Here is a 25,230-nt window from a genome sequence, read left to right as displayed (position 1 = left end):
TACCTTGCATTAATCAGTACATGATGTTAAATTATACCTGACTACTGTTCTATAATTAGTACCCGTGACAAATTACGCACAAACACACGTTTCTTTCCCTTATTCCGAACGACACCTATGAATTATTGATAACATCCAGGAAGGGAGCACCGCTCGTGAATGTGAACATCCAATTCAAAAAAGGGGTACTGGAACTGTGCGTTCTCGTTCTAATTGGACGCAAAGACCGTTATGGCTACGAGTTGGCGCAAGCCGTCTCCCGTCATATTGAAGTAGCCGAGGGAGCCCTATATCCACTGCTTCGCCGTCTGGTATCAGAAGGATACTGCACAACGTATTTACAGGAATCGACCGAGGGGCCTCCTCGCAAATATTATCGGCTGACCGATACTGGCAGTCATTATACAAGAATACTTACGCGGGAATGGAATGATTTTGTCCATAATGTCGCAAGCCTACTGGAGGAAGGAAATTCCGATGAATAGAAAACAGTTTCTTACAGAGGTGGAACAGCGTCTTTCTCCTCTCCCTGCAGAGGTACGCAATGAGCTGCTTAGTGATTTGAGCCAGCATTTTGACTACGGGTTGGTTAATGGCAAAAGCGAAAGTGAGATTGCCCATGAGCTGGGTAACCCAGAGGATATTGCCCGAGAAGCGTTGGATGATCCCCATGCAGCCTGGAACGCTTCTCCTCCGCTTCGCCAGGGCAGCTTTGCACGCAATATTTTTACTTTCCTAGGGCTGTTGTTTCTCAATTTGCTAATCTCCATCCCGATTATGGCTACCCTATGGGCAGTATGGGCTTCATTGGCTGTGGTATCGATCAGCTTCATTGTAGCCCCCCTTCTCGCTGTTACTGATTATGCGCTAAACAGCACCTTTTACCCGGCCAAATTCTTTTTCTCTATCACGTTGACGGGTATAGGTCTATTGCTGCTGCCTGGTGTACGTTATCTCTTACTCCTTATGGTCAAAGGCACAGTACGATACTGGAAATGGAATCTGACTACCCTGAGGGGAGCTTACTAACAACATGAATAAAAAGTGGTTTATTGCAGCAGGTCTGTGCATTGTCATCGGTGTAGCCGGAATGGTGGCCTACGGTGCCCCATGGAGTCAACAAGTCATGAAGGAAACAACTGCGATTAACAAAAAATGGACGTTTACACGTGGTCAGCTACAGAAGCTGAAAGTGGACAGCTCTGATGATGTCTCTATTTTGTTTACTCCTGGCTCTGGCGACCAAGGTACGATACGCATTAGTGGAGAAGTTCAGACAAAGGTAGCCGACCAAATTCATAATGCCCGAATTGAGAACGGTAAGCTTACGATTCAATCGGAGCCGGCCCCTTCCTTGTCATTCTTCTCGATCACTCCTGATTTGGATCAAACGATTACCGTAGAGATGCCCTCCGGCGAAACACTAACTGACCTACAGGTAGATGCACATTCAGGGAATGTAAAACTTCAGGATGCCTCCGTGCAGAATACTTCCATCACCGCTACTTCAGGCACTGCCGAGATTACAAACCTCCAAAGTACCCACCTGATCGCAAATTTAACATCCGGCAATTTTACAGCCAGTCAGCTTGCAGCAGATATGGAGTTAAAGCTTACTTCAGGTGATGTTACCATTCGTGATTATAGCGGTAATGGCCTTATTTCCCTAACCTCAGGGGAGACAAATATTACGCAACGTGCCGTAGCCAACTTGGAAGTGAATGCTGATTCTGGTGACGTGAAGATTAAGCAAGCTCCCGATTTTAAAGGTGTTTATAATGTCCGCTCTGACTCTGGGAATATCAATACTCCCGAATCTGTTCCCGGTAGTGTGAACGTGATTAAGGTCGAAACCACTTCAGGGGATATTTATATTTCCAAATAGAGACCTCTAAATGAATGCCTCATCAGAGGCGAAGTTTGGTTCAATGAGTTTAACCTTGTATAATGTAACCATGTGCCCAGATGCACAACCACATTATAGATTAATAAGGAGGAGACTGAATGGAACTTAAGAATAAAACAGCTATTATTACAGGAGCCAGTAAAGGAATCGGTAAAGCAATTGCCGAAACTTTAGCTAAGGAAGGCGTTAACCTTGGATTAATTTCACGCACATTGACTGACCTGCAAAAGCTGCAGGATTCACTGGGGAGTACATACGGTGTGAAAGTGGTGAGTGCTGTTGCAGATATATCGGATCGCGCACAGGCCGCTGCCGCTGTAGCTTCACTGGAACATGAGCTGGGCGCTGTCGATATTTTGATCAACAATGCAGGCATTGCTACCTTTGGCACAGTCGCAGAGATGGACCCCGAAGAGTGGGAACGTATTATTCGCGTAAACCTGATGGGAACCTATTATGTCACACATGCTGTGCTTCCAAGCATGCTGGCGCAAAAGAGCGGAAACATTATTAATATTTCCTCGACGGCAGGAGAACGAGGTTTTGCAACAGGTTCGGCATATTGCGCATCCAAATTTGCTTTGATGGGCTTCACGGAAGCACTGATGCAGGAAGTTCGCAAATCTAACATTCGCGTCACCGCGCTGACTCCAAGCACTGTCAATACAGAACTGGCGGCAAACGCAGGATTACCTATTGGTGATGAGGATCGCATGCTTCAACCGCAGGATTTGGCCGATCTGACATTAGCCACATTGAAACTGCCTCCACGAGTTCAATTAAAAGTAGCCGGTATTTGGACAACCAACCCACAGTAGTTCGACATGACATCTTAGATTCATTGGCTGTACAATGCTCCGGCAGACGTAATTGTTCGTCATGCCGGAGCTTTTTTTTCAGCATAGCTATACCAAAACAAACTGTAATATAAGCGCTTTGTACTTCCAGCATATATACATACAATTCCTACAACTATAAGCGCATTTCAGGAAAGGGGAAAAATGATGAAGAACACAGGAATGACACGGCCATTAGACCATTTAGGCCGCATTGTGCTGCCTAAGGAGCTGCGCAATTCTATGAATATTAATATTGGAGATGCCCTCGATTTTTTTATTACCCCAGAGGGACTGATGATTCGCAAGTATACGGGGGTTTCTTGCTATTTTTGTGGTGCCGTAGATCATTTGAGCTATTTCAGGGATCATCTGATATGCAAAAGTTGTATTGAAAATCTGAAGAGCGATAATCCTTCTAGTCATTTGAGTGAAGCACGTCCTGTCCAGCCCAAGAAAAGAAGGAGTTACAGAAATCAGAATGATCTCCTGAATAAACTAAAACAGCTCATGCAGGAGCACCCAAATGTATCTCAAAAAGAATTAGCCGAAATGCTCGAACTATCCCAGGGACGCGTGTCGCAGCTTAAAAAGCTACTCCTTTAGATCATCCGACCCAATCTCGTCTGTTTTAATCAACAAAAAAAGAGCCTGACGGCTCTCGGATCATCTTTGTTACGCAATGTCAGACTGCTCCATAATCGGGACCCGATAGGCCAGCAAGGACTCGTCTATTACGGCAGAAATAAACGTTGCATCTATTTCAGGCACCAACCCAAGCGCATAATTCCATGCGTTTTCTTCAATTTGCAGCGCAAGTCGTTGCCGGGTCCCTATCCCACTCTCTTGCTCCAACGCATCGGAGAGGTCCACTAATTCCGTATCGGCGGCGTGCCCAATCTCATGTGCAAGCACAACTGTAAAATACTCCTCAACTCGATCAATGCTGCCGAACATCTGTAAACACTGTGTTTCGATAACGTCCGTATACATGGTAATGGCGTGAGCATTCATAGCATATTTGCCCCCAATCAGCCTTCCACCAGGAAAACGTTTTTCCAGCTTGACTGTCACACCTATAGCAGCCCGTTCCAAAAGCTCAGCGACAATGCGCTCTGCCTGATATCTTTCCAACTTAGCTTCGCTCCTCAAACCAGAATATATAAAGTGATATTTACTCTAAATTCATGAAATCATGGATGTGTTCATACCATACACAGTACGATATTATACCTTTTTACAAAGGAGAATACCATGTCAGAAGATTATTATGCAGGGTGGGGAACACTTGCCTTGATTAATGCCGGCTTGGCACAATCCAAAAATCGGAGCGGGCTAAATTGGTTTTTTCTCTCCCTATTAATAGGACCACTGGCTACCCTATTTATCGTTGCATGGGATAAGCTCGAGTCCTAATGCAGCAATCAGGTCATTCCCATCGTTATCCGGAATGAAAAGGACAGCCTTGGCGTTTCTGCTGAAGCACTGTATCTGATGCTGTATTAGCCTGTCTCGACATATACGACTTCTCTTGAACTCCGAAATTCGGCTTCACAAGCCGATTATCGTAGGAATTATGAAAAATATGCGTTGTCGCCGGGGATAGCGGGGGAATCAGCCATGTCCAATTGCCTGTCAGTGCGCGCCCAGCCTTGGCTTCCCGTTCCTCAAACAGCTTGAATTGTGCCGCTGCGGTATGGTGGTCGACAATGCTGACTCCCGCCTTTTTGAAAGAATGCAGCACAGCAATATTCAATTCCACCAGCGCCCGATCACGCCAAAGCGTTGTTTCACTCGTCGTATCCAGCCCCATCAGCTTAGCCACCTGTGGCAACATATTATAGCGGAAGGTATCCGCAAAATTGCGGGCGCCGATTTCTGTTCCCATATACCAGCCGTTAAAGGGAGCCGCTGTATAGATGATACCGCCAATCTCCAGCGTCATGTCCGAAATCATAGGCACAGCATACCAACGTAATCCCAAGGAAGCGAAACCCGAGATTTCTGGATGCTCAATGGCCACCTCCATTACCAAATGTTCAGGAATATCATATAGCTCGGGAGGCCGGCCGCCTGCTTCCACAACCAGTGGCAATATATCAAAAGGAGTCATCGCTCCTTGCCAGCCCATGTCTTTACAAGTATTGGTAAAATCTACCGAGATCGGGTCCCCGATGACCCCTTGATCGGTTTCATATCCAGCGTAACGAATGAGTTGATGGTTCCAGATGCGGATATTCGGCTGCCCTGGCTTGGAGGCGCGGAATACAGTAAGCGTTGGCTTAATTTTACCGCCATTCGTTCCTATGCGTATATGCTCCAAGAGCTCGCGAACCACTTCCGTTGCATCTGACGCGCCCCGCGCATCCCTGACCAAAAGCTTGTCCCAAAATAAGCGACCGATGCAACGATTGCTATTGCGCCAAGCCATAAGTGCCCCGTGCTCCAGCTCTTCGTACGTATGATCATACATTCCCGTAGTCTCTATGTCGTGACGAATATTAAGAAGCCGGGCCTCCGCTTCATCGCGGCTTCGGCCCAGCTCCTCATAACATGTATATATAAACTGCTCCGCTTCATGCAAAAGCTGTTGTTTCACTTCCATAACACACACCCCATCCCGGAAGCTCTATGACTCTAGAGCCTGTGGTCTTCCACGCCTTCTCGTTATTATACTCCAGTGGCAGAGTGGAACCAACGGGATGTGTGTCTTGTTCACCTGATCTCCATATACATGGAAGTCTATACCAATGGGTTATCCCAAATACGCACTCAGCATCCAGATATGTTTATCCATTGCTTCTCTTAAGCCGTTAAGAAGATCCTCTGTCGCTTTATCCTGTGCCGCTTCCGCTGCTTCCATCCCACTAGCCAGCTCAACAGTGATGGTTTTAAAATCAGCAACAACGGACTTCACCATATCCTCAGCTGTCTGCTCACCTGCGGACTCCTGAATAGCTGAAAGTTGCAAATGCTCCTTCAAGGTCGCAGCCGGACGGCCACCAATAGCCAACAATCGTTCAGCAATCGTATCTAGATTAGCTGTTGCTTCATTGTAAAGTTCTTCAAATTTAGCATGCAATGTGAAGAATTTAGGTCCTTTCACATACCAGTGGAAATAATGCAGTTTCGTGTACAATACAGACCAGGTAGCTACCTGACGATTCAATGCCTTGTGCAATTCTTGAATAGCCTCTTGTGTAGGTGCGTTCGTATGATTTAATGTACTCATGTTTAAAATCCCCTCTCGTTCAAATATAGTTGGTGTAAAGCTTGGATGCTCGTTAGCAGTAGTGTCTGATTTTCTTCAAAATTCCATGCGTCAATCCAATAAATCTTAATCAATTAATTTAGACTTAATCTAAATCCTGTTTTAATTATAACATTGTGACGATGTTTTTCAAGTCCTTATTCGATTTTAATCATGAAGATTACATGAACTAATTGTAAAGCAAACTCTACGTGCAATCGGGTACCCAGAATCAAGACTTGTTTATCTTTTATACATAGGTTACATCAATAGGAGGATAGAAGATGTTAACTTTGTCTGCTAAAGCATCAAAAAAGAGCCGGCCCATAAGAGGGTCGGCTCTTTTATTATTCTTGCATCTCTGAAGTTTCCACGATTAAAGGTACAACCTTGCCAGCATTTACATCAATCAGGCCGTGATCGGTAATTTTCAAGGCCGGGCTGACCGGCAAAGAATGCGTGCTCAGCGACATGATTGGATTGTAATGGCGGTAGCCCAGCGACAGCAAGGCTGAACGCAGCTCCTTCACATGCGCCGCAACCATTTCCAGCGGTCCTTCTGTTAAGATCCCGCCTACGGTTAAAGGCAAATGGGACAGCACCTTGCCATTTTCAACTACGCAAAAACCGCCTTGGCTGGCAAGAACCGTATTCGCGGCCAGTATCATATCTTGCTTGTTATGCCCTACGACCAGCAAGTTATGGTTATCGTGCGAATAGGTGGTTGCCACTGCCCCACGTTTAATCGTATCTCCCCCGATCAAACCGTAAGCACGGTTGCCATTCTTTCCATACCTCTCAAACGTAGCAATCAGTCCATGTTCACCATGTTCCCATACCAGTTCCCCCTGCTCTACTTGTGCAGGTGCAATCCGTTCACTTGTAAAAGTAGAGCCATCTTTGACCATCATAACACGGCATTGATGTGTGCCATCAGCTACATCCATCTTTACAGTAAAATCCTGCTCCGTGAGGGGATTGAGCTTCACACTTTGATAAAAGTGGGCGGGGAAGCGGCATTTTATTGGTGCTTGATGGTATTCCTCGAACTTATCGAATACCTTGAGTCCGTCCTTATAGACTTGCTCCACATCAAATTGACCAAGATCCGACAGCAGTACAAAGTCAGCTATTTTTCCCGGTGCAATGGTTCCGCGGTCATGCATACGCATCCGTGCAGCAGGAGTAAACGTAGCTGCATAAATGGCATCCTCAGGCTTCATGCCCATTCCGATTGCTTTACTTACAATATGGTTTAGATGCCCTCGCTCTACGAAAGAGTCTGGCATCACATCATCCGTTACAAAGCAAAAATGTTGTGCCACATCTTCCTGAATAAGATAGTCCATCACTTCAGGGGTCATGGATTTTTCCTGGATTTCAATAAACATCCCCGCAGCCATCCGCGCCTTCATACCTTCAATACTTTGGTGAGTATGGTCTGAGCCTATCCCCGCATAGATCAACTGATGCAGGTCCAGATCAAGCAACTGTGGCGTATGACCTTCAATGATCAGCTCCGGGTAGTGCTCACGAACATGGCGTAAGATGCGATTCGTCTTGCTCTCTGGATCACGAATGACATCCACATAGTTCATAATTTCACCCAGGCAGATCATTTCACCCGTTTGCAGCAGCGCATCAATCTCGGGAATACCGATCTCGCCTCCTGAGGTTTCGAGCGGTGTTGCCGGGACGGAGCTTGGGATGCCGTAGAACATATCAGCCACGCAATCCTTGCTGGCTTCCATCATTTCCTGGACGCCTTCCAATCCGAAAACATTCGCCATTTCGTGCGGTTCTGGTACAATCGTCGTTATCCCATTGCGAATCAGTCCATAGGAAAAGGTTGCCGGTGTCACCATTGTGCTTTCGATATGCAAATGGATGTCGATCAGGCCGGGAATCATATATTTCCCGTGCCCTTCGACAATTTCAGCAGCCTCGAAAGACTCCAGACCACGCTGACCGATATACATAAACTTGCCATCAAGTATAGCTACATTACCTTCTTCGAACGTCTTGTAGTAACTGTTATACACCTTAACTTGTAAAATCATTTTGTCTGCACGCATGATGTATCTCCTTCATCGAACCCGCTGATTATTGGACCAGCACCATTTTATCTGCCGGAAAATGCAGGGTAACTCGCTGACCACTCAGGTAGGGCGTATCCATTTCCTGATTAGCCGTAAAGTTGCCTTTCGCCGTTTCTACCACATACTGATAGCTACGCCCCAGGTAAGTACTTACCTTAATAATACCGGGGAGCTCATTTTCTCCTGTCTCGTTGCCTTCTGTTCGAATGACCAAATCATCCGGACGAATAGCGCCCTGACGAGCACCCAGCTGGGCCGTACCCTGATTACGCGCTACGCCGAACGTAAGATCGCCTGTATTCAGTCGAATACGATCTCCTTCTTCAGTACGCTCATCAAAGCTTAGAAAATTATTAAACCCAATAAAACGGGCAACAAATTCGGTCGTCGGATATTTAAAAATGGTCGATGGAGCATCTAATTGTTCGATGTTCCCCTTATTCATAATCGCAACCTGGTCAGAAATCGAAAAACATTCCTCCTGATCATGCGATACGTATACAGTAGTGATGCCCAGTTCCTGTTGAATACGGCGGATTTCCACACGCATATTTACACGCAGGTTAGCATCCAAGTTACTCAGAGGTTCATCAAACAACAGCAGATCGGGTTCAATCACAAGCGCTCGCGCAATCGCAACACGTTGACGCTGTCCGCCTGACAATTCACCAGGGAAACGTTTTTCAAATCCCCTCAGGCTAACCGTATCCAGCATCGTCATAACGCGGCGCTTCACATCATCTTCCTTTACTTTGCGTAACCGCAAACCAAAGGCAACATTATCAAAAACAGACAAATGTGGGAAGAGTGCATAACTTTGAAATACAAAGCCGAAGTTCCGTTTATTCACCGGAACCCGAGTATAATCCTTATCGCCAAATAAAAATGTTCCTTGTTTAGCTTCGAGAAATCCTGCAATGAGACGAAGTGTGGTCGTTTTGCCACAACCACTCGGTCCGAGCAACGAGAGCAATTGCCCCCGTTCGAGCTGCAAATCGAAATCCTGCAAGATCAGTTGGTTGTCATAAGCGACCGATACGCGATCCAGAGTAAGCAGTGCCATAAGGTTGAAGCCTCCATTACCTTTTAGTGAAGTAAGACAATCCCATCAGTCGTTCAATCAAGAACATCAGGATACCGGTCAAAATCATCAGCATAACCGAAATCGCCGCTATCGTCGGGTCAAAATAATTTTCGACGTAAGTCAGCATTTGAATGGGCAGGGTGCTGAAGCCCGGTCCTGTCATGAAGACGGAAATGTCGACATTGTTGAATGATTCCAGAAAGGCAATCAGGATAGCCGCAATAATGCCTGAGCGGATGTTGGGCAGAACCACCTTGAAAAAGGTTTCCAGCCGTCCAGCCCCCAAACTAAGCGCTGCTTCCTCAATCGCAAAATCAAAGTTAGACAAACTGGATGCAATGACTCTAATAATGAACGGCAACATAATCACCGTATGTCCGATCAATAGTCCAGCATATACTGGTAAATGGTACACAATGATCAAATAACGCAGCAGCGTAAAACCAAGCACAATACCCGGTATGAGCAAAGGGGAGAGGAACAAAGCATTCAGCGCATCCTTCCCGCGAAACGAAAAACGACTAAGCGCATAGGCTGCAGGCATACCGATCAGTAGTGCCAAAATGTTGCCTAGCAGAGAGACCACAATGGACGTTTTGAACGTGGACATAAACAAATCCACTTCAAAAATATTTTCATACCAGCGCAGGGAAAAGCCCTGCGGAGGGAATTTTAATACCGTGTCCGGCTCGAAAGAAGTGACCGATATGATCAACAGCGGACCGAGCAGAAAGATGAAGACCAGCAGGCTAAAGAAGCCTAGTCCGTAATGTTTCTCCCGCATATCCACCTACCCCTTCGGATTGAGTTTATGGGCCGCCTTATTTAAGAGACCGACCACGATAAATGTAATAACAATCATAATTGTTGCAATAACAGACGCTAAAAACCAGTCGTTTAGCGTCATCGCGTTCTGATACAAAAATGTAGCGATAACCCGCTGTTTTCCTCCAAGTAGTGCTGGTGTCGTATATGCAGTCAGGCTGCCCACGAAAACGAGAATGCTTCCAATGATCAGGCCAGGCACAGACAGCGGAAATACGATTTTACGAAATGCGCTGAATCTGGAGGCCCCGAGGCTCTGAGCAGCATGAACAAGATCACCGTCGATATTTTCGAGTACACCAATCAGTGAAATAATCATCAGCGGTAAAAACAAATGAACCAGACCAATAATCATCGCTGCCGGAGTATACAAAATATTCAGCGGCTCATCTACAAGTCCTAAACCGATGAGCACGTTATTTAACAGTCCCTTGCGACCCAGAATGACCATCCAGCTGAATGACCGCACCACCGGACTCGTCAACAAGGGGAAGATAGCCAGCGCTAACAAAATCCCTTTACGACGCGGGGCCTTTTGCGAAATATAATAAGCCGTCGGGAAGCCAAGTAATACGCACACGAGTGTCGTTACGACACTGACTTCCAGCGTAGTCAGCAATATTTTCAGAAAGTAAGGGTCCTTGAAGAAATGGAGATAGCCTTCTAGGGTGAATGAGCTGTTCTGTACGAAGGTCGAACCGATCGTCAACACAATCGGAATGACCATGAACACCGCCAGAAAGAGCAGACCTGGCAGCAGCAGCCAATACAAGTATGTTTTCTTCATGGGTAGCTCCTTGCGGTTATCAAAATGTTATTCCTTATTCAGCACCTGGATAAACAGCTCCAGAAAAGCTTCGCTGTCCACCTGTTCGCATACATTCATATTGGGGCTATGATTGAGGCGGTTCTGCACATCGCCCACCGTTTGTCCGTCACATATACGACTGGAGGTTTCCACGTCAACATACAACGACGAGGTATCGACTAACCTCGAATTCAATGCGACACCTACGGCAAGCGGGTCATGAAGCGCACAGGCTTTTACCCCGTTGCGTTCTTCATAACGCTTGGTATAAACGGACGTGCTTTCAGCTACATAATTACGAATTGCTGGGCGGGTCAGACGAGCAATATGATCCGCAGTCAGCAGAGCCTTCCGTGTTACATCCAGTCCCACCTGTATCAACCGACCAAATCCCGCATGAAATACGATTCGTGCGGCTTCAGGGTCAGCATACATGTTGTACTCCGCTACAGGTGTAATATTGCCGCACCCGTGAATAACACCGCCCATAAAAATGACTTCATCGACGTGATCCGTCAGTTCGGGACACTTCAGCAGCGCCAGTGCCAGATTGGTGAGTGGCCCGGTGCAAATGAGCGTCACTTCCCCCGGGTGAGCCATCACGGTGTCAATAATGATATCCGATGCAAAACCTTCGGACGCAGACATGGCTGGGACTACTCCACTCAGTGCGCCTCCAATGCCGTCTTCTCCATGGACACGATGCTCGTGCAGGCCTTTACGTATTAAGGGGGCCTCCGCCCCCCGATAAACCGGAATATCCGGTCTATCCAAAAGGTCGAGGATTTTGCATGTGTTCAATGTTGCTTGTTTAAGTGAAACATTACCGCATACCGTAGTAATCGCTTGGATATCCAGCTGACCACTTTTGGCGGCTAGTAAAATACCCAACGCATCATCAATGCCCGTATCTACATCTAATATAACCTTCTTCATTATTGTGCAACTTCCCGGTTCCAGCGATCTGTCCATGCCTTGATATGATCGTTAACGAACTTCATATCCAGCTTGGTCAGCTTGTTCACTACCTCTGTACCGTACGTAATTCCCTCTGTATCCGCACCGGACAGTACCACCTGCGTATTCACCGGGGAATCAACCTTTGCCTTGGCAGACTTTTCTTGAACTTCCTTACTCAGCTGCCAGTTGATAAATTCCTCAGCCAGTTCCTTCTGGTCGGAGCCTTTCACTACATTAATTGTGTTCATTACTGCGTATGCACCTTCACTAGGAGCTACAAATTTCGCTCCTGGCACAGCCGCCTGCAAATCTTTGAAGTACATTTCCATGATTGGACCGCCGGCAATTTCTTGTTGACTAAACATGTTCACAAACTCAGATGTTTTGCTATAAAACTTAACGATATTCGGACTCAGCTCTTTCAGTTTTCCGAAGGCTTGGTCTTCATTAAACTCCTTACTACCCGCTACCTTGGAGGCTGCATCTACCATCATCGGTCCGGCAGTCGCCGTAATATTCGGCAAAGTCACGTTTCCTTTGAACTCAGTTCCCCACAGGTCAGCCCAAGAGGTCACATTCTTTTTCACCAGCTCCGGATTATAGGCAATACCGAGACGCCCGACCGTATAAGCAGGACCATACTCCTCACCCAGCGGTGCTTTGGCAATATCATAAATTTGGTTCAGGTTCGGCACCTTGCTGCGATCCAGCTTCTCAAACAATCCCTGTTGGATTCCTTGTTGAGCATAATAATCGGACAGATAAATCAGATCGACGTCTGTGCTGCCTTGACTGATTTTGTTCAACCGTTCCGCGTTATTTCCAATTTCGACCACGATATCAACGTTATGTTCTTTTTCAAAAGGCTCGTACACTTCTTTGTTAAAAAAGTCCTCGGAAAAGCCCCATGTGGAAATAACTAGTTTCTTTTTCCCATCAGCTAAACCATCTTTTCCATCTGTCTGACCGCCAGTAGCATTACTGCCGCAACCTGCCAGTACCACGGATGCCAAGGTCACAGCCATAAACCCTTTAAACCATTTCTTCATATGAAACTCCCCCTATTTTTTATTATGCACACCTTATGACACAAAAAAGAAAAGTACTCTTGTAAAACAAGAATACTTTTCTTCGTAAACAAAGAATAAGTTGATCCCGCTGCGCGTTATAACAGGTTCTCCCCTCAGATAGATCCGAAGCGAAAAGCCGAATATCCAATTTTATTAGGATTCCTTCAGAATGATGTTCGTAATAGCCCACTGCGTTGCTGAATCATAATCACGCAGTAAAGCATCTATATCGAGCTCCATATCCTCAATCAGCTTCTCGCGAAGTCTCTTCTTGTACAGCATGGACATTCGGAAATCCACTTCCAGCTTCAAGCCGGGGGCTTCCACTTCCAATGCCGCCGAGCGTGGAGAACGCCGGTGCTTCGCCACAAAGGTAACAATGTTGTTCTCAACGGTGGCCCGCAGCAGCGTGGTCCCGAAGCCGAACAGTTCCTTTGAAACTTCATTGTAAATCTGGCACATCCGCTTCTTGCTTTCGTTACTGTCGAGCAGCGTCATGAACCCACCCTCATCAGCATATTACGTACAATCAATCTTTCAACACGATAGATTATACATAAATATACGATAAATAGCAAACAAAAATCCCTAATCCAATCACATATGATGCGAAAAAGCGAACAATATGTCGAACTTTGTAGCTTTTCAACATTTTTACACCTTTTTTAACTCATCCTCAAGCTTCCGAACGCTGCTATATTCGCCCACAGGGTAATTTAAGGTAGACTCCGGTAAATCTCTGGCCAAAAGTTTTATCGTTGTCATTCCAGAGGAAATTTTTTTCCTTCTACTATATATGTAGTTTTTACTTAAATGCATTTAACCGTACCCCGCGGGAGTCCCCTAGCGATTGTACGGTTTTTTTGTTATGTAGCTGACTGGCCAGATGGGAACCTCTTCAAGAAAAAGCCGATTGAATCCACGAGGACACTACAAGAGTAGCCGGCCACAGCAGCATAAAGTTAGCTATGATATACGCCTTCTTAAAAGCATAACGATGATAAAAATACCAACAGCTCCATGATATGAATATTCCTATCGGGTAGCTCATTATGACATAGGCAAAAATATAATTGCTGAGATAATCTCCAGCTGTTGGTGCATCGAAAGAAAATGCGACCACCATCAGCATGGCCTGATAGGCAAATAGCGTTAAGCCATAAACGATATTCAATATAAGTAAAATGACAAATGCATTTTGATCTTTCATGATGTTCTCCTAACTATTGCAGTCCGCCTGTATCACCATTGTGCAGCCCGTTTGCGTCTCTCCTCACGCCGATCAGCTTCTTCCATTTTGCGAATATAACGTTTCAACTGCTCTTTATGCTCGTCCAATTCTTGTATTCGTACCGTGGTTCCTTGGAGAAACACCTCCATTTTACGTGTTAATTCAGCAGCTGATTCTCCCCGCCATTCATGCAGCCTACCATATATATTTTTCATCTGCTGCTCCTGATGCTGAAGTCTTTGCTTTAGCTGCTCGCATTGCTGAACAGCCCTACGCAGATCCCCCAGGCTCAAAGATATTCTGCTCATCTCTTTCGCCTCCCGTTGTGTTCTTCCAGCTGCTCTTTCTTATTGATCCACCATCGTAAATTCCTGGCCCTTACGATCTATATATTCTGCTATCTCCGTAATCGATTCCTGATACCAGCGATTAATCCGATCTAACGTTGCCGTTGCACTATGCGCAAGCGGGGTCAAAGACTGACTTTCACTTGTCCCGATATGAGCCTGAAATAACTGAATGGACGCACGGGTATCACTGGAAAATCCATGCAAGCTAGAACGCATCTGATTAGCCGCATGCTTTAGCTCCTCAGGTGTTAATTGAATTGTGCCTGCATTCTTGTTGCCCACAAAATATGCCCCACCATGGGTGCGACCATCTTGTTGTCCTGCTCCCATCAAATTCACACCCAGTGCAGTAGCAGCAAACTGCCCGAAGGCCCCCATTTGTCCCCCATAGCGTTCAACCAGATCGCCCATGACTTCCTTGAGCTCTGCTCGCGCGGCCAGCATTTGCTCGTATGCCTGCACCCGTGGATTGCCTTCCACCAATTGACCGTCCATCGTGTACAGTGGATTGCTGATATTGCCATTTTCATCAAACGTAAAGTTTCCCATGCTATGAGTGTTCTCTCCACCTAATACAGAATTATAGAATTTGGTGAATGCATCTTGCTGTATCATAGGCAATGTAATCGGAACATAAACAATAGGAGTCCATTTTGGGCCAAGAATTAGTCTTTCCAATTCGGTTTTTCTTTCCAAGGGAATTGAAACAGGAATAGTAAACTTGGCTACATTGGCAGTCTTATAATCACTCCCAATATGATACGTTTCCCCCACATGTTGGTTAGCCTTAGTGGCTCCCCCACCAACACTATCTCCGGGATGGGCAAAAGCCACATTAGTCTTCTTGAATTCTCCTGCTTTTACCCTCTTTTGAAGATCTTCAGGCAATAAATGTACAATACCCGGAGCAGCAAAACTCACGGATGATAAACCATTTTTCACTGCAATATATTCTGCTTCTGCACCGCCTAAAGAATGGCCTGTCGTAGAAATTTCAGCAGCGGGGTACTTCTTCTTCACTTCGTCATACAGTGTTTGGGCTTTTGTAAATTGATTATCCTGATACTGTGACTCATACTGATGAAATGAACTTTGTACCTGTGGGGGGAGCTTTTTTATCTCTTCTTGATTATTTATATAATAATCGTGAACTTGATTTAAATTTTTCGCTCGTCCGCCCACAACATCGCTAATGTCCGTTCCTATGTCCATCGCTCTACTCCATATTGGTCTTCCCCCTGGTTCAGTTCCCCTATATCCTATAATCACCTGATTGCTATTCTCATTGTGAAAAACGGTCGCATCAAATCCAGAACCGTTCGTGTCATGTAATAGTTTTTCGTCTAAATCAACAACCCTCCAACCAGGAATATCTTCATTTTTATAAGTCTTTGGATCAATATCCAATAGGTAAGCCTCATCTGCTATCTTCCAGTATGTTTTTTCACTAATATACTGCAATTATTACCCCACCTTGTCTAATCACCTAATATATTATAAAGTTAGAAAAAGTTGATACTTTCAAAAAAGGAGCATCTAAAAATTGAAAAGAAAAAAAATTTGGGTTACTGCTCTCATCTTATTCTTCATCCTAGTAGGAGCTCTCTATTACATGCACTACGCATCAAATATAAAAAAAGAAGAAGCCGTTAGAACAGGTATACCTATTGGAAAAGAGTACATCAAAAAATACTATAGGGCTGATTTCATATTTAAGAGTTATGACTATGTAGGTAGCTATGTTAATAATACGGTTCATCTAATCGGCTATATAAAAGGACATGAAGATCAATCGATATCTATCGCTTACGATTTTGAAAAAAAAGAAGTGCTTAGTGTAACCGGACCGGATTGGTTCATTGACAGTCGATACCCTAAAAAGAATGTTCCACCATTTTAAATATCAAGATTTGTATGCAAAAAAAAAAACACATATGATTCATTCCAGTTCAAGAATATATTTTTCCAATCTAAGGAAGTGAAATCATTATAATACTTCCTGTTTACTTGCGGTATAGTTGAAAGTAAAAATAAGTATAAAGTCGTTGGTTACTGCATTTTGGGTCGCAGTTCATACCTAATAACGATTAGGACTTTGTAACTGTATGTTAGAAGAGATTTGCGTATATGAACACAATTTTTAAACGTTGTACCGAGCTAATCCTTTTATTAAATAAATGAGCTATCCTACTATTATTATAAAAAGCAGTAATGTTATGAGTTTATAGTCAGGAGATACTAAGGAGAAGAATTCAACTTGAAGAAGAAAAAGGATTGGGGAAGCATCTTTATAGTAGTTTCAATCCTCGTTGGAATCTTTTGTTACATGCAATATACGGAGGATGTACAAAAAGAAGAGTACGTCCAATCTGGCATACCTATTGGAAAAGAATACATTAGAAAACATTATAATGCCGAGTTTATATACAAAAATTACGACTTTATTGGCGGCTATGTTAACTCTACCGTTTATCTTCGTGGCTATATAAAAGGACATGAAGGTCAGATAATCTCACTAAATTACGACTATAAGAAAAAAAAGGTACTCTACGTAACTGGACCGGATTGGTTCATCGACAGTAGGAATCCTAATAAGATTGTTCCGCCATTCTAAAATCAAGTCTGTATTCAAATGCCCTCTAACAGATGACTTTTTCCTAAATATGAAGAAGTAATATCATTAAAATACTTCCTGTTACTGAGAGATATTTGCAACAAAAATAAGAACCACGTCATTGTTCACTGCATTCTGGTTGTAGTTCACATTAAATTATAAATAGCATGTTAGGGGAATGTTGCGTAAATGAACACAATCCTTAAATGTTGCACAGTTCTCATCATAATATTAACCATTCTGGGCGGTTGTGGTTTTTCTACCGCTCAAGAGGAAGAGGTAGTGGAGTCTGCTACTACTGTCAGTATCAAATATATTAAAACTCACTATAATACGGATTTCGTATTAAAAAATTACAATATTGAAGAAAACAGTGTCTTTGCAAGAGTACATCTTTACGGCTATATAAAAGGAAACGATACAGACTTAATTAGGATATCCTATGACTTGGACTCAAAAGAAATCGTCAATGTTACGGGACCGGATTGGTTTATTAATAGTAAGGTTATAGATAAGAATGCACCTTATTCCTAAGAAAGCTTATAGCATATTTAGCTCAATTTTAAGGAGAATACTTCAACTTGAAAAAGAAACAACTATGGCTTTTTGTCTTTATATCACTTGTCATTCTGCTAGGAGTTTTCTTTTACATGCAGTACGCATCGAATGCCAAAAAGAAGAAATCGTTCGGACAGGCATACCTATTGGAAAAGAGTACATTAAGGAATACTATAGGGCAGATTTCATATTTAAGAGTTATGACTATATAGGTAGCTATGTTAATAACACGATTTATCTAATCGGCTATATAAAAGGACATGAAGGTCACTCGATATCCATTGCTTACGATTTTGAAAAAAAAGAAGTCCTAGATGTATTAGGACCTGCTTGGTTCATCGACAGTAGGAATCCTAAAAAGAAGTAGAATATTGAACCATGATTGCAGAAAAGGCCCCTTAGGGGCCTCTTCCAGTCGTCGTTAGTCATATTTAGCGCTCTTCACCTTTGGTGCTATGCTTAGTTACATGAATAAAAGGATATTCGCCTTTGCTTATTTTACGTTTCCATTCTTGAATCATATCTTCCTGGGTTGGCGGTTTCTCGTTTACGATTGCTCCTGTAGTTACTTTAGCCATTGGTTTACCCTCTCTTGTTGATTTTAGTTATTGCGTCTTTATCTTTTCTCCAGTCATTTTGATGTTACCATCCATTTCTACCAAACTCGTTTTACATTTTAAACCGATAGCATCCTTCGCGGTGACCTGTATTGTATTACCCGCATTGAACACCAGGTTCCCGTCTGCTTTTACACGGATATCCTTTTTGCTTCGTAGTTCAATTCCATGGTCATCCAGCAGTCGAATCACCACTTCATCGTTGTTCCCCGTGATTAAAATTTCATTTTTCTCAAAAATAATAGCTTTGCGGTACTTGGTCATAAAGATCTTCGTCGACGGGTCCTTAATAAAGTCACCGCCTTTGGATCTCTTTCTGATCGAGTGGGTCACAATAGCGTCTTTTTCTTTAGAGGTCGGAAAGTAGATATCTACAAAATCAAACAGCTCCGGCATGCAGTACCATCCCGTATTCCCTTCCGATGTATAAAATGTAGCCGTTGGAAAAGCGAAGGTTTCCTTGACGTTAGGCTTGACCTTATCCATTTCATAAAAGAAAACCTTCACATGATCCTGCTCGATTCCAATGACCTTGGATTTCAATGACATGCCCCGAATGTCCTCATTTACAATCAAATCCTGTTTCATTCCATCCGCTGTAGTCAGCACATATTCATGCCACAAAGCACTATGTCGTATAAACGCAACCGATTGCAGGACGTATAATGCTTTCCCTTTAAATTTAACCTCCGCCCCAATTTGCAGCAGGACATCTCTAGCCCCTGTCGTTTGCACTTTATAATATAAAAGATTGTCATCCTTGCTGGCTCCTGGTTTGGTTTTTCTCGTCATGGAGTAGTTATACTGCCTGAGCTCAGGCTGATTGACGCCATCCGGCAATCCAAAATAAAACTGAGGTTTTTCACCAATCGGATCAGGTATTAGTCCCCAACCAAGCCGAGACGCTATACGTTTTAGAAACGACCAGTCCGTTTCGTCGTATTGCATCGTAAATTCCTGTAAAAGCTGATCTTTTAAGCGGCTCGTACAATTGGCTTTGGGATAGGATTTGAGTACATGTTCAAGTAATGCCTGCACCTTCATCTTCACATTTTGAAAGGATTGTCTATGAAGCACTTCATCCAGCTGGCTTGTATAGGAGAGGGCCTCGACGACCAAATAGGCTACATTGGACACCAACTTGATTCTGAACTGCGTGACTAATCCCCTAAATAATACACTCTGCTTTTGATCATCATTCACATAAGAAACGACTAACTTCGCCCCTGCTTCCATATGATCTGTGTACTCTTCCATTTGGGCACCCGTTAACACACCTGTCAAAAAGACTTTCACATGCTCATTCATTTTCTGTACAACTTTAACTTTTGGATTTTTAAGAGATAAAACCGTTCCATTATACTTGATGATTGGATATCCCATGTTACCGCTCCCTTTTGTCGGTTAGTTTACGTTTATCCGTTGTTTGCTTACGTATTGAATGACACCTTTAATGGTTTGATTATGCCCCTGATCGTTGAGAGCCTGATCTAATGCAGGGAGCGTGGTAAAGGTTTTATTTTTTTTCTGAAAATAAATGTCCGCTATAGGGAATTGGTCAACTCTACCAGGCCCATGAATCCCGTTGTCAACATCGGCAATGATGATAACATCCTTTAATCCATCCTTATTCACATCCTTGAAGGCCACTGCTTCTACTCCTCCGTAACGTGCAACCCACTCACGGTTCCCGTAGAAATCGGGGAATGGATACAGAATATGTCCTTGGTCATCCAATAGGAAGAAAAAGAATTTACGAAAACCTTCCGGATACCCATATGTGGATACAAACCGCACTTTCCCAAAGCCTTCGAAAGTAGTTTGAAAAGACTGCGACTCTTCAATTTCATATTGGTCGGTATTCAACTTTTCACCGCCAACTGTGGAAACAGACTGATCCTCAACGGAACTTAACTCACTCCATAGTTCCTCATTTTGCCTAATATTCTCTGGAATTTGTGCAAAACGAATTTCATACTCCGCATGGTCCCCTACCACATGTGCCATAGGTACACTCATCCCCAATGAATCATTTGTGAAATAACTAAACGATTCCATTTCTACTTCCGCAAGCGAACCTTTGGTTACATCCGCATTTGTTAACAATTGAATCAAATCATCTTTTGTGAAATCACCAATTAATCCTTGTTGCTCCGGCTGAACAGCTGTAATCTTCCCGCTTTTTATAAGCTCAATAAAAGGTTTCTCGACCTTTACCAGATCCCTCAACCTTATTCTTGAAGCCTGCTTCATATCCAGGTTCGTCGTATAAAACATATGAGTAGGATAGGCTGCGTCCTTCACATAATGAATACCCGTATATTGAACACTCAAGAATCGTTCATTTTCTCGTTTGATCTCATAATCAATTTCGACATGGACTCCAGCATTGGAATCCGCATAGTTTTGTAATCCTTCTAAAGCATCGGCCTTAAGAATTTTGTTTAAAGATTTCTGCTTTGCAATATCCTTGAGTTTTATAATTTGAGGGTATTTAATCACGATCCCATTTTTTGAATATTCCTCTTGAATGAGTTCAAAGCTTTGCCGTTCACTATGAGTATTCAAGGCAGTGCTATATTCGGAATCAATACGGACTTCTCCACTTTTGGAGAACTCAATGATAAGGTTTTGTTCAGAATCATCACTGTTTATGAAGAAACCATCGCCGTGGTCTAAAACCTCGATACTCATGCTATCATGTTGTCGATTCTCTAAAATAAGCTCATCTATATCCTCGTTCAATTCCCACGCATCCGGAAGCTTTATCTTATCTGTTACTATTTCTTTCTGTGTCCATTTTTCCCCGGAGAATTCCCACAACGCAACAAATACGGGATCTGGATGATATATTGAAACATATCCCCCTAACAACAGCTGTATTCCCTTGTCTGAATCTCGGACCACAAAGTCTGTAGTCAATTCTGGCCCGCCATCCTCAAGCATCTGGGCGTGTACAAGTTGCTTAGTACTCCACCACTGAATAAATGTGTATTTATCTCCGATCGTACCTGTCACCGTTTTAGGTGCTCTATAATTCATAACCCTAACGTTTAGCTGCCCGCTTTTTAACGGAAACGATTTTGTTAAGATAGTGAGATTATTATCGAACTTTTCTACTAATTCTTCATCCTTCATCTCTACACTTCCAGGCTCATTTAACAACGAATTAAGTTCCTGTGTGAACTCCTCAAGCTTGTTTTGTCTGGTATCAGAATCCTTATTTTCATCGTTGACTATATGAAGTTTTTTCACTAACGTGTCCAGCTTTTTCGAATAGGAAATCGTTTTATCTTCATTTTGGAGAGAAAGCGCATGATTTGTTTTAGTTGCTGGAGAATTTTGTTCCTTCATGCATCCATTCAGCGCTACACAGGAAATGAGTAGTAATAGGACGCAAGAAGCTCGCCCGTACTTCAAGTAATTCATGCTGGATATCACGCTTTCTACGATTTATCGTTCATCTCTATACCCATAATCTTCCATTTATCTGACTGTTTTTCTAACGTAAACGTAATTTCCTTTTTCGCTCTTTCTTCTAATGAATCATCTTTTACCAAAAATATTTTTCGGTTATCATCGCTACTAACCTCATTAATACTCAGTTCTAACACCGGGTAAGATAAATATGCTAAACCGGATAAATCGATGGCATCCTCAAAATCATACGTTTGCCTTGCTGCCGGATCGGTGAGCTGGTCCATTTCAGGAAAAGGTAAATCAAACCACTTCATAAGATAATCAACTTCCAAGTAGTTCAATATCACAGCCTTAGGATCGCTTGGATATACAAACTGTGTACTTTTATTTTTATACAAAACCTCCTTTTTTTCAGGTCCTGTTCCATCATATTTTTGATAGACCACGATGGTATGCTCCTGAGTGTCACTAAACTCGTAATAATCGACACTTTCAAATACACCATCATGGTCGGTATCTTTTAACGTTCGAATTCCTTGTCCAGTAGCATTAGGAAAATCAGAATTTATACTCTTGATATGATTATTTTTCAAGGTGTATATGGAGAATCCCTCTGAATAAGCCCCTCCGTCGCCTATAGAGTATACAACGATAAATTTTTGGTCTGTTTGATCCAGCTTCATGATTTTCACATCTGTATTTAGATGCACAACTATAACCGGGTCCTCTAGTTTTTCAATGATGTGATAACCATCATCCTCCCGGACTACAAATATGTTGTAAATCTCCTCTTTTTCTAATCCAAAAGCAAGTACATATTCCGGCTTTCCATCATGGTCTAAATCTTCTTTTAATATCTTCTGAAGCTGCTCATTTGGGGGCTGGATTTTCTTTATAAACTGATCTAATGTGTTAGAATCTATGGCGTAATTTTCATTTCGTTTATTAATCGGATTCACAATATTGCTATTCCGATCTCGTTTTTGAGCAGCAGACTCTGGTTCAGTCACAGCTTTTTTCTCTATCATTTGAGTGCTAGGTTTGATGGGTTCAACTGCTTGCTGCTTCTCATTCGTAGGTTGTTCAGAACATCCATTCAATAGCAGACTAAATAACAATATTAAAAATAGTATTTTATTTTGTTTTATAAAGTTGATTTCAAAAAACTCCCTTTTCACATTGTTCATTGAACGTTTATACGTTGTTTGCTTACGTATTGAATGACATTTTGAAGTGTTCGGTTATGTCCAGTTTGATTGATACTCTTATCCAACTCAGGCAGGGTAGTGTACGTTTTGTCCTTTTTCTGAAAGTAAATTCCCGCGACAGGTAGAGTCTCTATTCCGTGTGCATTAACTCCGGTGATATAATCAGCAATAATAACAATATCTGTACGTCCATCCTGATTCAAGTCCTTAAAACTTACTGCTTTGATCCTGTCGATCATTCTACCTTTGTTACCATAAAATTCGGGGAATTCGTACAGGATCTTGTTTTCCACATTTTTGTCACTGTTAACTTCCAAAAAAAACTTTGCTTGAATCAGATCATTCGTATCCTCATCTTTTAAAGTGGATATAAACTTTACTTCTCCCCATCCATTAAGAGTGGTGGTAAATGATTGTTCCCTTTGAATAGTATATGGTTCTAGATCAGGGTCGGGCTGAGCATCCTCTTCTACATAATCAGCACTACGTTGCTGTTCTATGGATTTCTCCATATTATATTCTATGAAGATATTATTTACTTTTTCCGTTTCAGTATCCCACTGAATCCTCAAATGTAAGCCATTCTTGGAATAAAGCAGACTCCCATTTGTTACAATACTCGGTTTGCCATAGAGCTGTAGTACTTTGCCAAGGGTATCACCGATCTTCAAGCCTCTTTTTGTATTAAACTTGGGATTCTCCAAACTCACGGCTACTAAATAGCTTTCACCATCCACCAGTTCCTCCCCTTCAAGTTCAATCTTAGATAAAACTACAAATCTTATTTCTGGCTCCTCATAGTTAGGATAGGACAGACTCCATCTTCTATATGTTCCATTCCCACTATTATATCCTCTATTGTTAGCTTCAAATCCTTCACTGTAACCCCACTTATGGATAAGTTCTTTAATATCCGTATTCTTATCAATCTTATGTGATCGATATGAGACCTCAAAGTCGTCGTCCTGAAGGGACTCCGGATCGGCAGAAGCAATATTCTGGGCTTTTTCGACTTTTTCACTTCGATAGTTCCATGTGCTCTCGTCTTTGACGCTAACTGTTTTCTCACTTTTATAATTATTGATACTTGTAGAACCGCACGCAGTTACTCCAAAAATCATTATAAGCATTATAATGCAATAACCGTAACTTGGTTTGTACACTTCTTTTCCTCATTTCGAATTGTGATTTATCTTTCACCGACGATACTCCACTCATTCGTATCATTTTTTCTGCTATCGTTACCATTTTGGGTAGGTTTAAATTTAAAATTAGGAAGCTTAATACCTTCGGATGCAGCAATTTTCTGAGTTACACTTTTATCAAGACTCAACAAATATTGTTCATAGTTAGAAGCTTCATTCCCACTAAAGGTATTGTATATTTTCCGCACACTCTCACCCCAACGGTTATCGCTAGCGTATATGCCACATTCAACTCGCTTAGATTTCATTCTAAGAATCGGCGTGAACCAATTACAGTATTGGAAAACATCTCCTTTGCCTGTAATACCACTCAATTTATTGTTTTTTACTACTGCTTGCCTAAATTCCTGACCATAATATATATATCCTAATATTTTCCCGAATATCAGGCTATTGGCTTTCATCAAATCTTTGGCATAATTAGTTTCAGCACCATGCTCACCATCAGCCGCCCTATTTGTACTACTAGTGTTAAAACTTCCAGTTCCTTCTTGAACAATAATTGCTAACAAAAAACGGGGATCAATCTGAATATCATATGTTTCTTGTATCTTCTTTGTAGCTTCCCATAAACCATGCAACTTTTCCTGATTCCATTTCATTTTGGTGAAATTTAATGAGCGTCTTTTGAATGTTTTTTCAGCTTCAGAACTACCGTTATATTGAAATTCAGCAGGTATCCATTTTCCAGCCGGAGTCTTTACGTTCGTTTTTGTAGGTTCATCTTTCAATTCGGTGGTAACGGGTACTTCTGGTGGTGCTTTAGTACTCGTATCGATCAAACCCAACTTCTCTCGTATAGCTCGTCCCGCCTTCTCAGCAGCCAGCTTTTCCCTGATATCTCCGCTTGCCTCCGCAGTCATCCAACGAACGGTTTCTTTTTGCATCTGCTCTTGAGCCAACTTGGGAAACGTGGCCATTTCGCGTAATTTACTTCGCAGTCCCTCTGCTAGCTTTTGCGCTTTACGCATGCCAACCTCGTCGCCGTTTGCTTGAGCAATGTACCAATCCTCTTTGTATTTCCGCATCCAGGTTTGGGCCCAGTCGGGATAATTCAGTTTTTGCTTCTTCTGTTCTGCCACCAGATCAAAAGCCTGTGCTTTTCTGTGCGCATTAGCGGTTGCTAAAGCTTTCAACATAGGGGTTGCACCAAACGTTGGCTCTTTCCATTTCATATGCCTTCTCCTTT

General features: G+C 42.9%; 29 protein-coding genes. 10 read left to right on the top strand and 19 right to left on the bottom strand.

Annotated features, from left to right (window positions below; genetic code table 11):
• Positions 1-155: 155 nt before the first annotated feature.
• From G9G53_RS05560 to G9G53_RS05540, 5 genes are all read left to right on the top strand, one after another.
• The gene (locus G9G53_RS05560; RefSeq protein ID WP_029518618.1) at positions 156-485 is read left to right on the top strand and encodes a PadR family transcriptional regulator; all 330 of its coding nucleotides are present in this window, start codon (positions 156-158) and stop codon (positions 483-485) included.
• The gene (locus G9G53_RS05555) at positions 478-1,029 is read left to right on the top strand and encodes a DUF1700 domain-containing protein (protein ID WP_165145986.1); all 552 of its coding nucleotides are present in this window, start codon (positions 478-480) and stop codon (positions 1,027-1,029) included. Before G9G53_RS05560 ends, G9G53_RS05555 begins: the two co-directional genes overlap by 8 nt.
• 4 nt (positions 1,030-1,033) lie before the next feature.
• Entirely contained in the window at positions 1,034-1,885 is an 852-nt protein-coding gene (locus G9G53_RS05550; protein ID WP_165145983.1) for a DUF4097 family beta strand repeat-containing protein, read from the top strand.
• Between the two features lie 119 nt (positions 1,886-2,004).
• Positions 2,005-2,724, top strand: a complete 720-nt coding sequence (locus G9G53_RS05545) for a 3-ketoacyl-ACP reductase (protein WP_165145980.1) — start codon at positions 2,005-2,007, stop codon at positions 2,722-2,724.
• A gap of 186 nt (positions 2,725-2,910) precedes the next feature.
• On the top strand, positions 2,911-3,348 hold the full coding sequence (locus G9G53_RS05540) for an AbrB/MazE/SpoVT family DNA-binding domain-containing protein (protein ID WP_029518622.1): 438 nt from the start codon (positions 2,911-2,913) through the stop codon (positions 3,346-3,348).
• Positions 3,349-3,417: 69 nt separating this feature from the next.
• Here the strand turns inward: G9G53_RS05540 and G9G53_RS05535 are convergent, their stop codons facing one another.
• A complete protein-coding gene (locus tag G9G53_RS05535) occupies positions 3,418-3,876 on the bottom strand; it encodes a hypothetical protein (RefSeq protein WP_029518623.1) in 459 nt (152 codons plus the stop codon).
• Between the two features lie 120 nt (positions 3,877-3,996).
• On the opposite strand from G9G53_RS05535, the gene G9G53_RS05530 reads away from it, so the two are divergent.
• The gene (locus G9G53_RS05530) at positions 3,997-4,158 is read left to right on the top strand and encodes a hypothetical protein (RefSeq protein WP_165145977.1); all 162 of its coding nucleotides are present in this window, start codon (positions 3,997-3,999) and stop codon (positions 4,156-4,158) included.
• Positions 4,159-4,183: 25 nt separating this feature from the next.
• Here G9G53_RS05530 and G9G53_RS05525 read toward each other — a convergent pair whose 3' ends face one another.
• From G9G53_RS05525 to G9G53_RS05470, 12 genes are all read right to left on the bottom strand, one after another.
• Complete coding sequence (locus G9G53_RS05525) at positions 4,184-5,347, bottom strand: nitric oxide synthase oxygenase (RefSeq protein WP_165145974.1); 1,164 nt, start codon at positions 5,345-5,347, stop codon at positions 4,184-4,186.
• Positions 5,348-5,497: 150 nt separating this feature from the next.
• Positions 5,498-5,974 carry a Dps family protein gene (locus tag G9G53_RS05520; protein ID WP_165145971.1) on the bottom strand — a complete coding sequence of 159 codons (477 nt, stop codon included), beginning with the start codon at positions 5,972-5,974 and terminating at the stop codon, positions 5,498-5,500.
• Between the two features lie 365 nt (positions 5,975-6,339).
• Positions 6,340-8,067 (bottom strand): adenine deaminase C-terminal domain-containing protein, encoded by a 1,728-nt coding sequence (locus G9G53_RS05515; protein WP_029518626.1) that lies wholly within the window; start codon positions 8,065-8,067, stop codon positions 6,340-6,342.
• Between the two features lie 28 nt (positions 8,068-8,095).
• Positions 8,096-9,154: an ABC transporter ATP-binding protein gene (locus tag G9G53_RS05510; protein ID WP_165145968.1), complete on the bottom strand. Its 1,059-nt coding sequence runs from the start codon at positions 9,152-9,154 to the stop codon at positions 8,096-8,098.
• Between the two features lie 16 nt (positions 9,155-9,170).
• Positions 9,171-9,959 (bottom strand): ABC transporter permease, encoded by a 789-nt coding sequence (locus G9G53_RS05505; RefSeq protein WP_165145966.1) that lies wholly within the window; start codon positions 9,957-9,959, stop codon positions 9,171-9,173.
• A gap of 6 nt (positions 9,960-9,965) precedes the next feature.
• Positions 9,966-10,787: an ABC transporter permease gene (locus tag G9G53_RS05500; RefSeq protein WP_013312457.1), complete on the bottom strand. Its 822-nt coding sequence runs from the start codon at positions 10,785-10,787 to the stop codon at positions 9,966-9,968.
• A gap of 27 nt (positions 10,788-10,814) precedes the next feature.
• Positions 10,815-11,744: a nucleoside hydrolase gene (locus G9G53_RS05495; protein WP_165145963.1), complete on the bottom strand. Its 930-nt coding sequence runs from the start codon at positions 11,742-11,744 to the stop codon at positions 10,815-10,817.
• The gene (locus G9G53_RS05490) at positions 11,744-12,817 is read right to left on the bottom strand and encodes an ABC transporter substrate-binding protein (protein WP_165145960.1); all 1,074 of its coding nucleotides are present in this window, start codon (positions 12,815-12,817) and stop codon (positions 11,744-11,746) included. Before G9G53_RS05490 ends, G9G53_RS05495 begins: the two co-directional genes overlap by 1 nt.
• A 174-nt stretch (positions 12,818-12,991) precedes the next feature.
• Entirely contained in the window at positions 12,992-13,336 is a 345-nt protein-coding gene (locus G9G53_RS05485) for a hypothetical protein (protein WP_029518631.1), read from the bottom strand.
• Positions 13,337-13,736: 400 nt separating this feature from the next.
• Positions 13,737-14,048: a hypothetical protein gene (locus tag G9G53_RS05480; protein ID WP_165145957.1), complete on the bottom strand. Its 312-nt coding sequence runs from the start codon at positions 14,046-14,048 to the stop codon at positions 13,737-13,739.
• A 32-nt stretch (positions 14,049-14,080) separates the two neighbouring features.
• Complete coding sequence (locus G9G53_RS05475; protein ID WP_039271722.1) at positions 14,081-14,377, bottom strand: WXG100 family type VII secretion target; 297 nt, start codon at positions 14,375-14,377, stop codon at positions 14,081-14,083.
• Positions 14,378-14,416: 39 nt separating this feature from the next.
• The gene (locus G9G53_RS05470; RefSeq protein ID WP_165145954.1) at positions 14,417-15,880 is read right to left on the bottom strand and encodes a hypothetical protein; all 1,464 of its coding nucleotides are present in this window, start codon (positions 15,878-15,880) and stop codon (positions 14,417-14,419) included.
• An 82-nt stretch (positions 15,881-15,962) separates the two neighbouring features.
• Here G9G53_RS05470 and G9G53_RS05465 point away from each other — a divergent pair, with 82 nt between their 5' ends.
• From G9G53_RS05465 to G9G53_RS05450, 4 genes are all read left to right on the top strand, one after another.
• On the top strand, positions 15,963-16,319 hold the full coding sequence (locus G9G53_RS05465; protein ID WP_165145952.1) for a hypothetical protein: 357 nt from the start codon (positions 15,963-15,965) through the stop codon (positions 16,317-16,319).
• A 357-nt stretch (positions 16,320-16,676) separates the two neighbouring features.
• Positions 16,677-17,033 (top strand): hypothetical protein, encoded by a 357-nt coding sequence (locus tag G9G53_RS05460; RefSeq protein WP_165145949.1) that lies wholly within the window; start codon positions 16,677-16,679, stop codon positions 17,031-17,033.
• A 189-nt stretch (positions 17,034-17,222) separates the two neighbouring features.
• Complete coding sequence (locus tag G9G53_RS05455) at positions 17,223-17,567, top strand: hypothetical protein (RefSeq protein ID WP_029518635.1); 345 nt, start codon at positions 17,223-17,225, stop codon at positions 17,565-17,567.
• Positions 17,551-17,958 carry a hypothetical protein gene (locus tag G9G53_RS05450; protein WP_238437811.1) on the top strand — a complete coding sequence of 136 codons (408 nt, stop codon included), beginning with the start codon at positions 17,551-17,553 and terminating at the stop codon, positions 17,956-17,958. The genes G9G53_RS05455 and G9G53_RS05450 overlap by 17 nt, the downstream gene beginning before the upstream one ends.
• A 64-nt stretch (positions 17,959-18,022) precedes the next feature.
• On the opposite strand, the gene G9G53_RS05445 is transcribed toward G9G53_RS05450, so the two are convergent.
• From G9G53_RS05445 to G9G53_RS05420, 6 genes are read right to left on the bottom strand one after another with little or no spacing between them, the layout of a single operon-like run.
• Positions 18,023-18,169, bottom strand: a complete 147-nt coding sequence (locus G9G53_RS05445) for a hypothetical protein (protein WP_023990839.1) — start codon at positions 18,167-18,169, stop codon at positions 18,023-18,025.
• A gap of 27 nt (positions 18,170-18,196) precedes the next feature.
• Positions 18,197-19,591, bottom strand: a complete 1,395-nt coding sequence (locus G9G53_RS05440) for a contractile injection system protein, VgrG/Pvc8 family (RefSeq protein WP_165145946.1) — start codon at positions 19,589-19,591, stop codon at positions 18,197-18,199.
• A 21-nt stretch (positions 19,592-19,612) separates the two neighbouring features.
• Positions 19,613-21,637, bottom strand: coding sequence for a DUF4163 domain-containing protein (locus tag G9G53_RS05435; protein ID WP_165145943.1), 2,025 nt, complete (start codon positions 21,635-21,637; stop codon positions 19,613-19,615).
• Positions 21,638-21,654: 17 nt separating this feature from the next.
• Positions 21,655-22,815, bottom strand: coding sequence for a hypothetical protein (locus G9G53_RS05430; RefSeq protein ID WP_029518638.1), 1,161 nt, complete (start codon positions 22,813-22,815; stop codon positions 21,655-21,657).
• Positions 22,812-23,999, bottom strand: a complete 1,188-nt coding sequence (locus G9G53_RS05425; RefSeq protein WP_029518639.1) for a hypothetical protein — start codon at positions 23,997-23,999, stop codon at positions 22,812-22,814. The genes G9G53_RS05430 and G9G53_RS05425 overlap by 4 nt, the downstream gene beginning before the upstream one ends.
• 26 nt (positions 24,000-24,025) lie before the next feature.
• The gene (locus G9G53_RS05420; protein ID WP_165145940.1) at positions 24,026-25,216 is read right to left on the bottom strand and encodes a hypothetical protein; all 1,191 of its coding nucleotides are present in this window, start codon (positions 25,214-25,216) and stop codon (positions 24,026-24,028) included.
• Positions 25,217-25,230: the final 14 nt, after the last annotated feature.

This window comes from Paenibacillus sp. EKM206P (genome assembly GCF_011066155.1).
GTDB classification, from domain to species: domain Bacteria; phylum Bacillota; class Bacilli; order Paenibacillales; family Paenibacillaceae; genus Paenibacillus; species Paenibacillus polymyxa_D.
The sequence above is the reverse complement of the archived record's forward strand: the minus strand, read 5'-3'. Positions and strand labels throughout refer to the sequence as shown.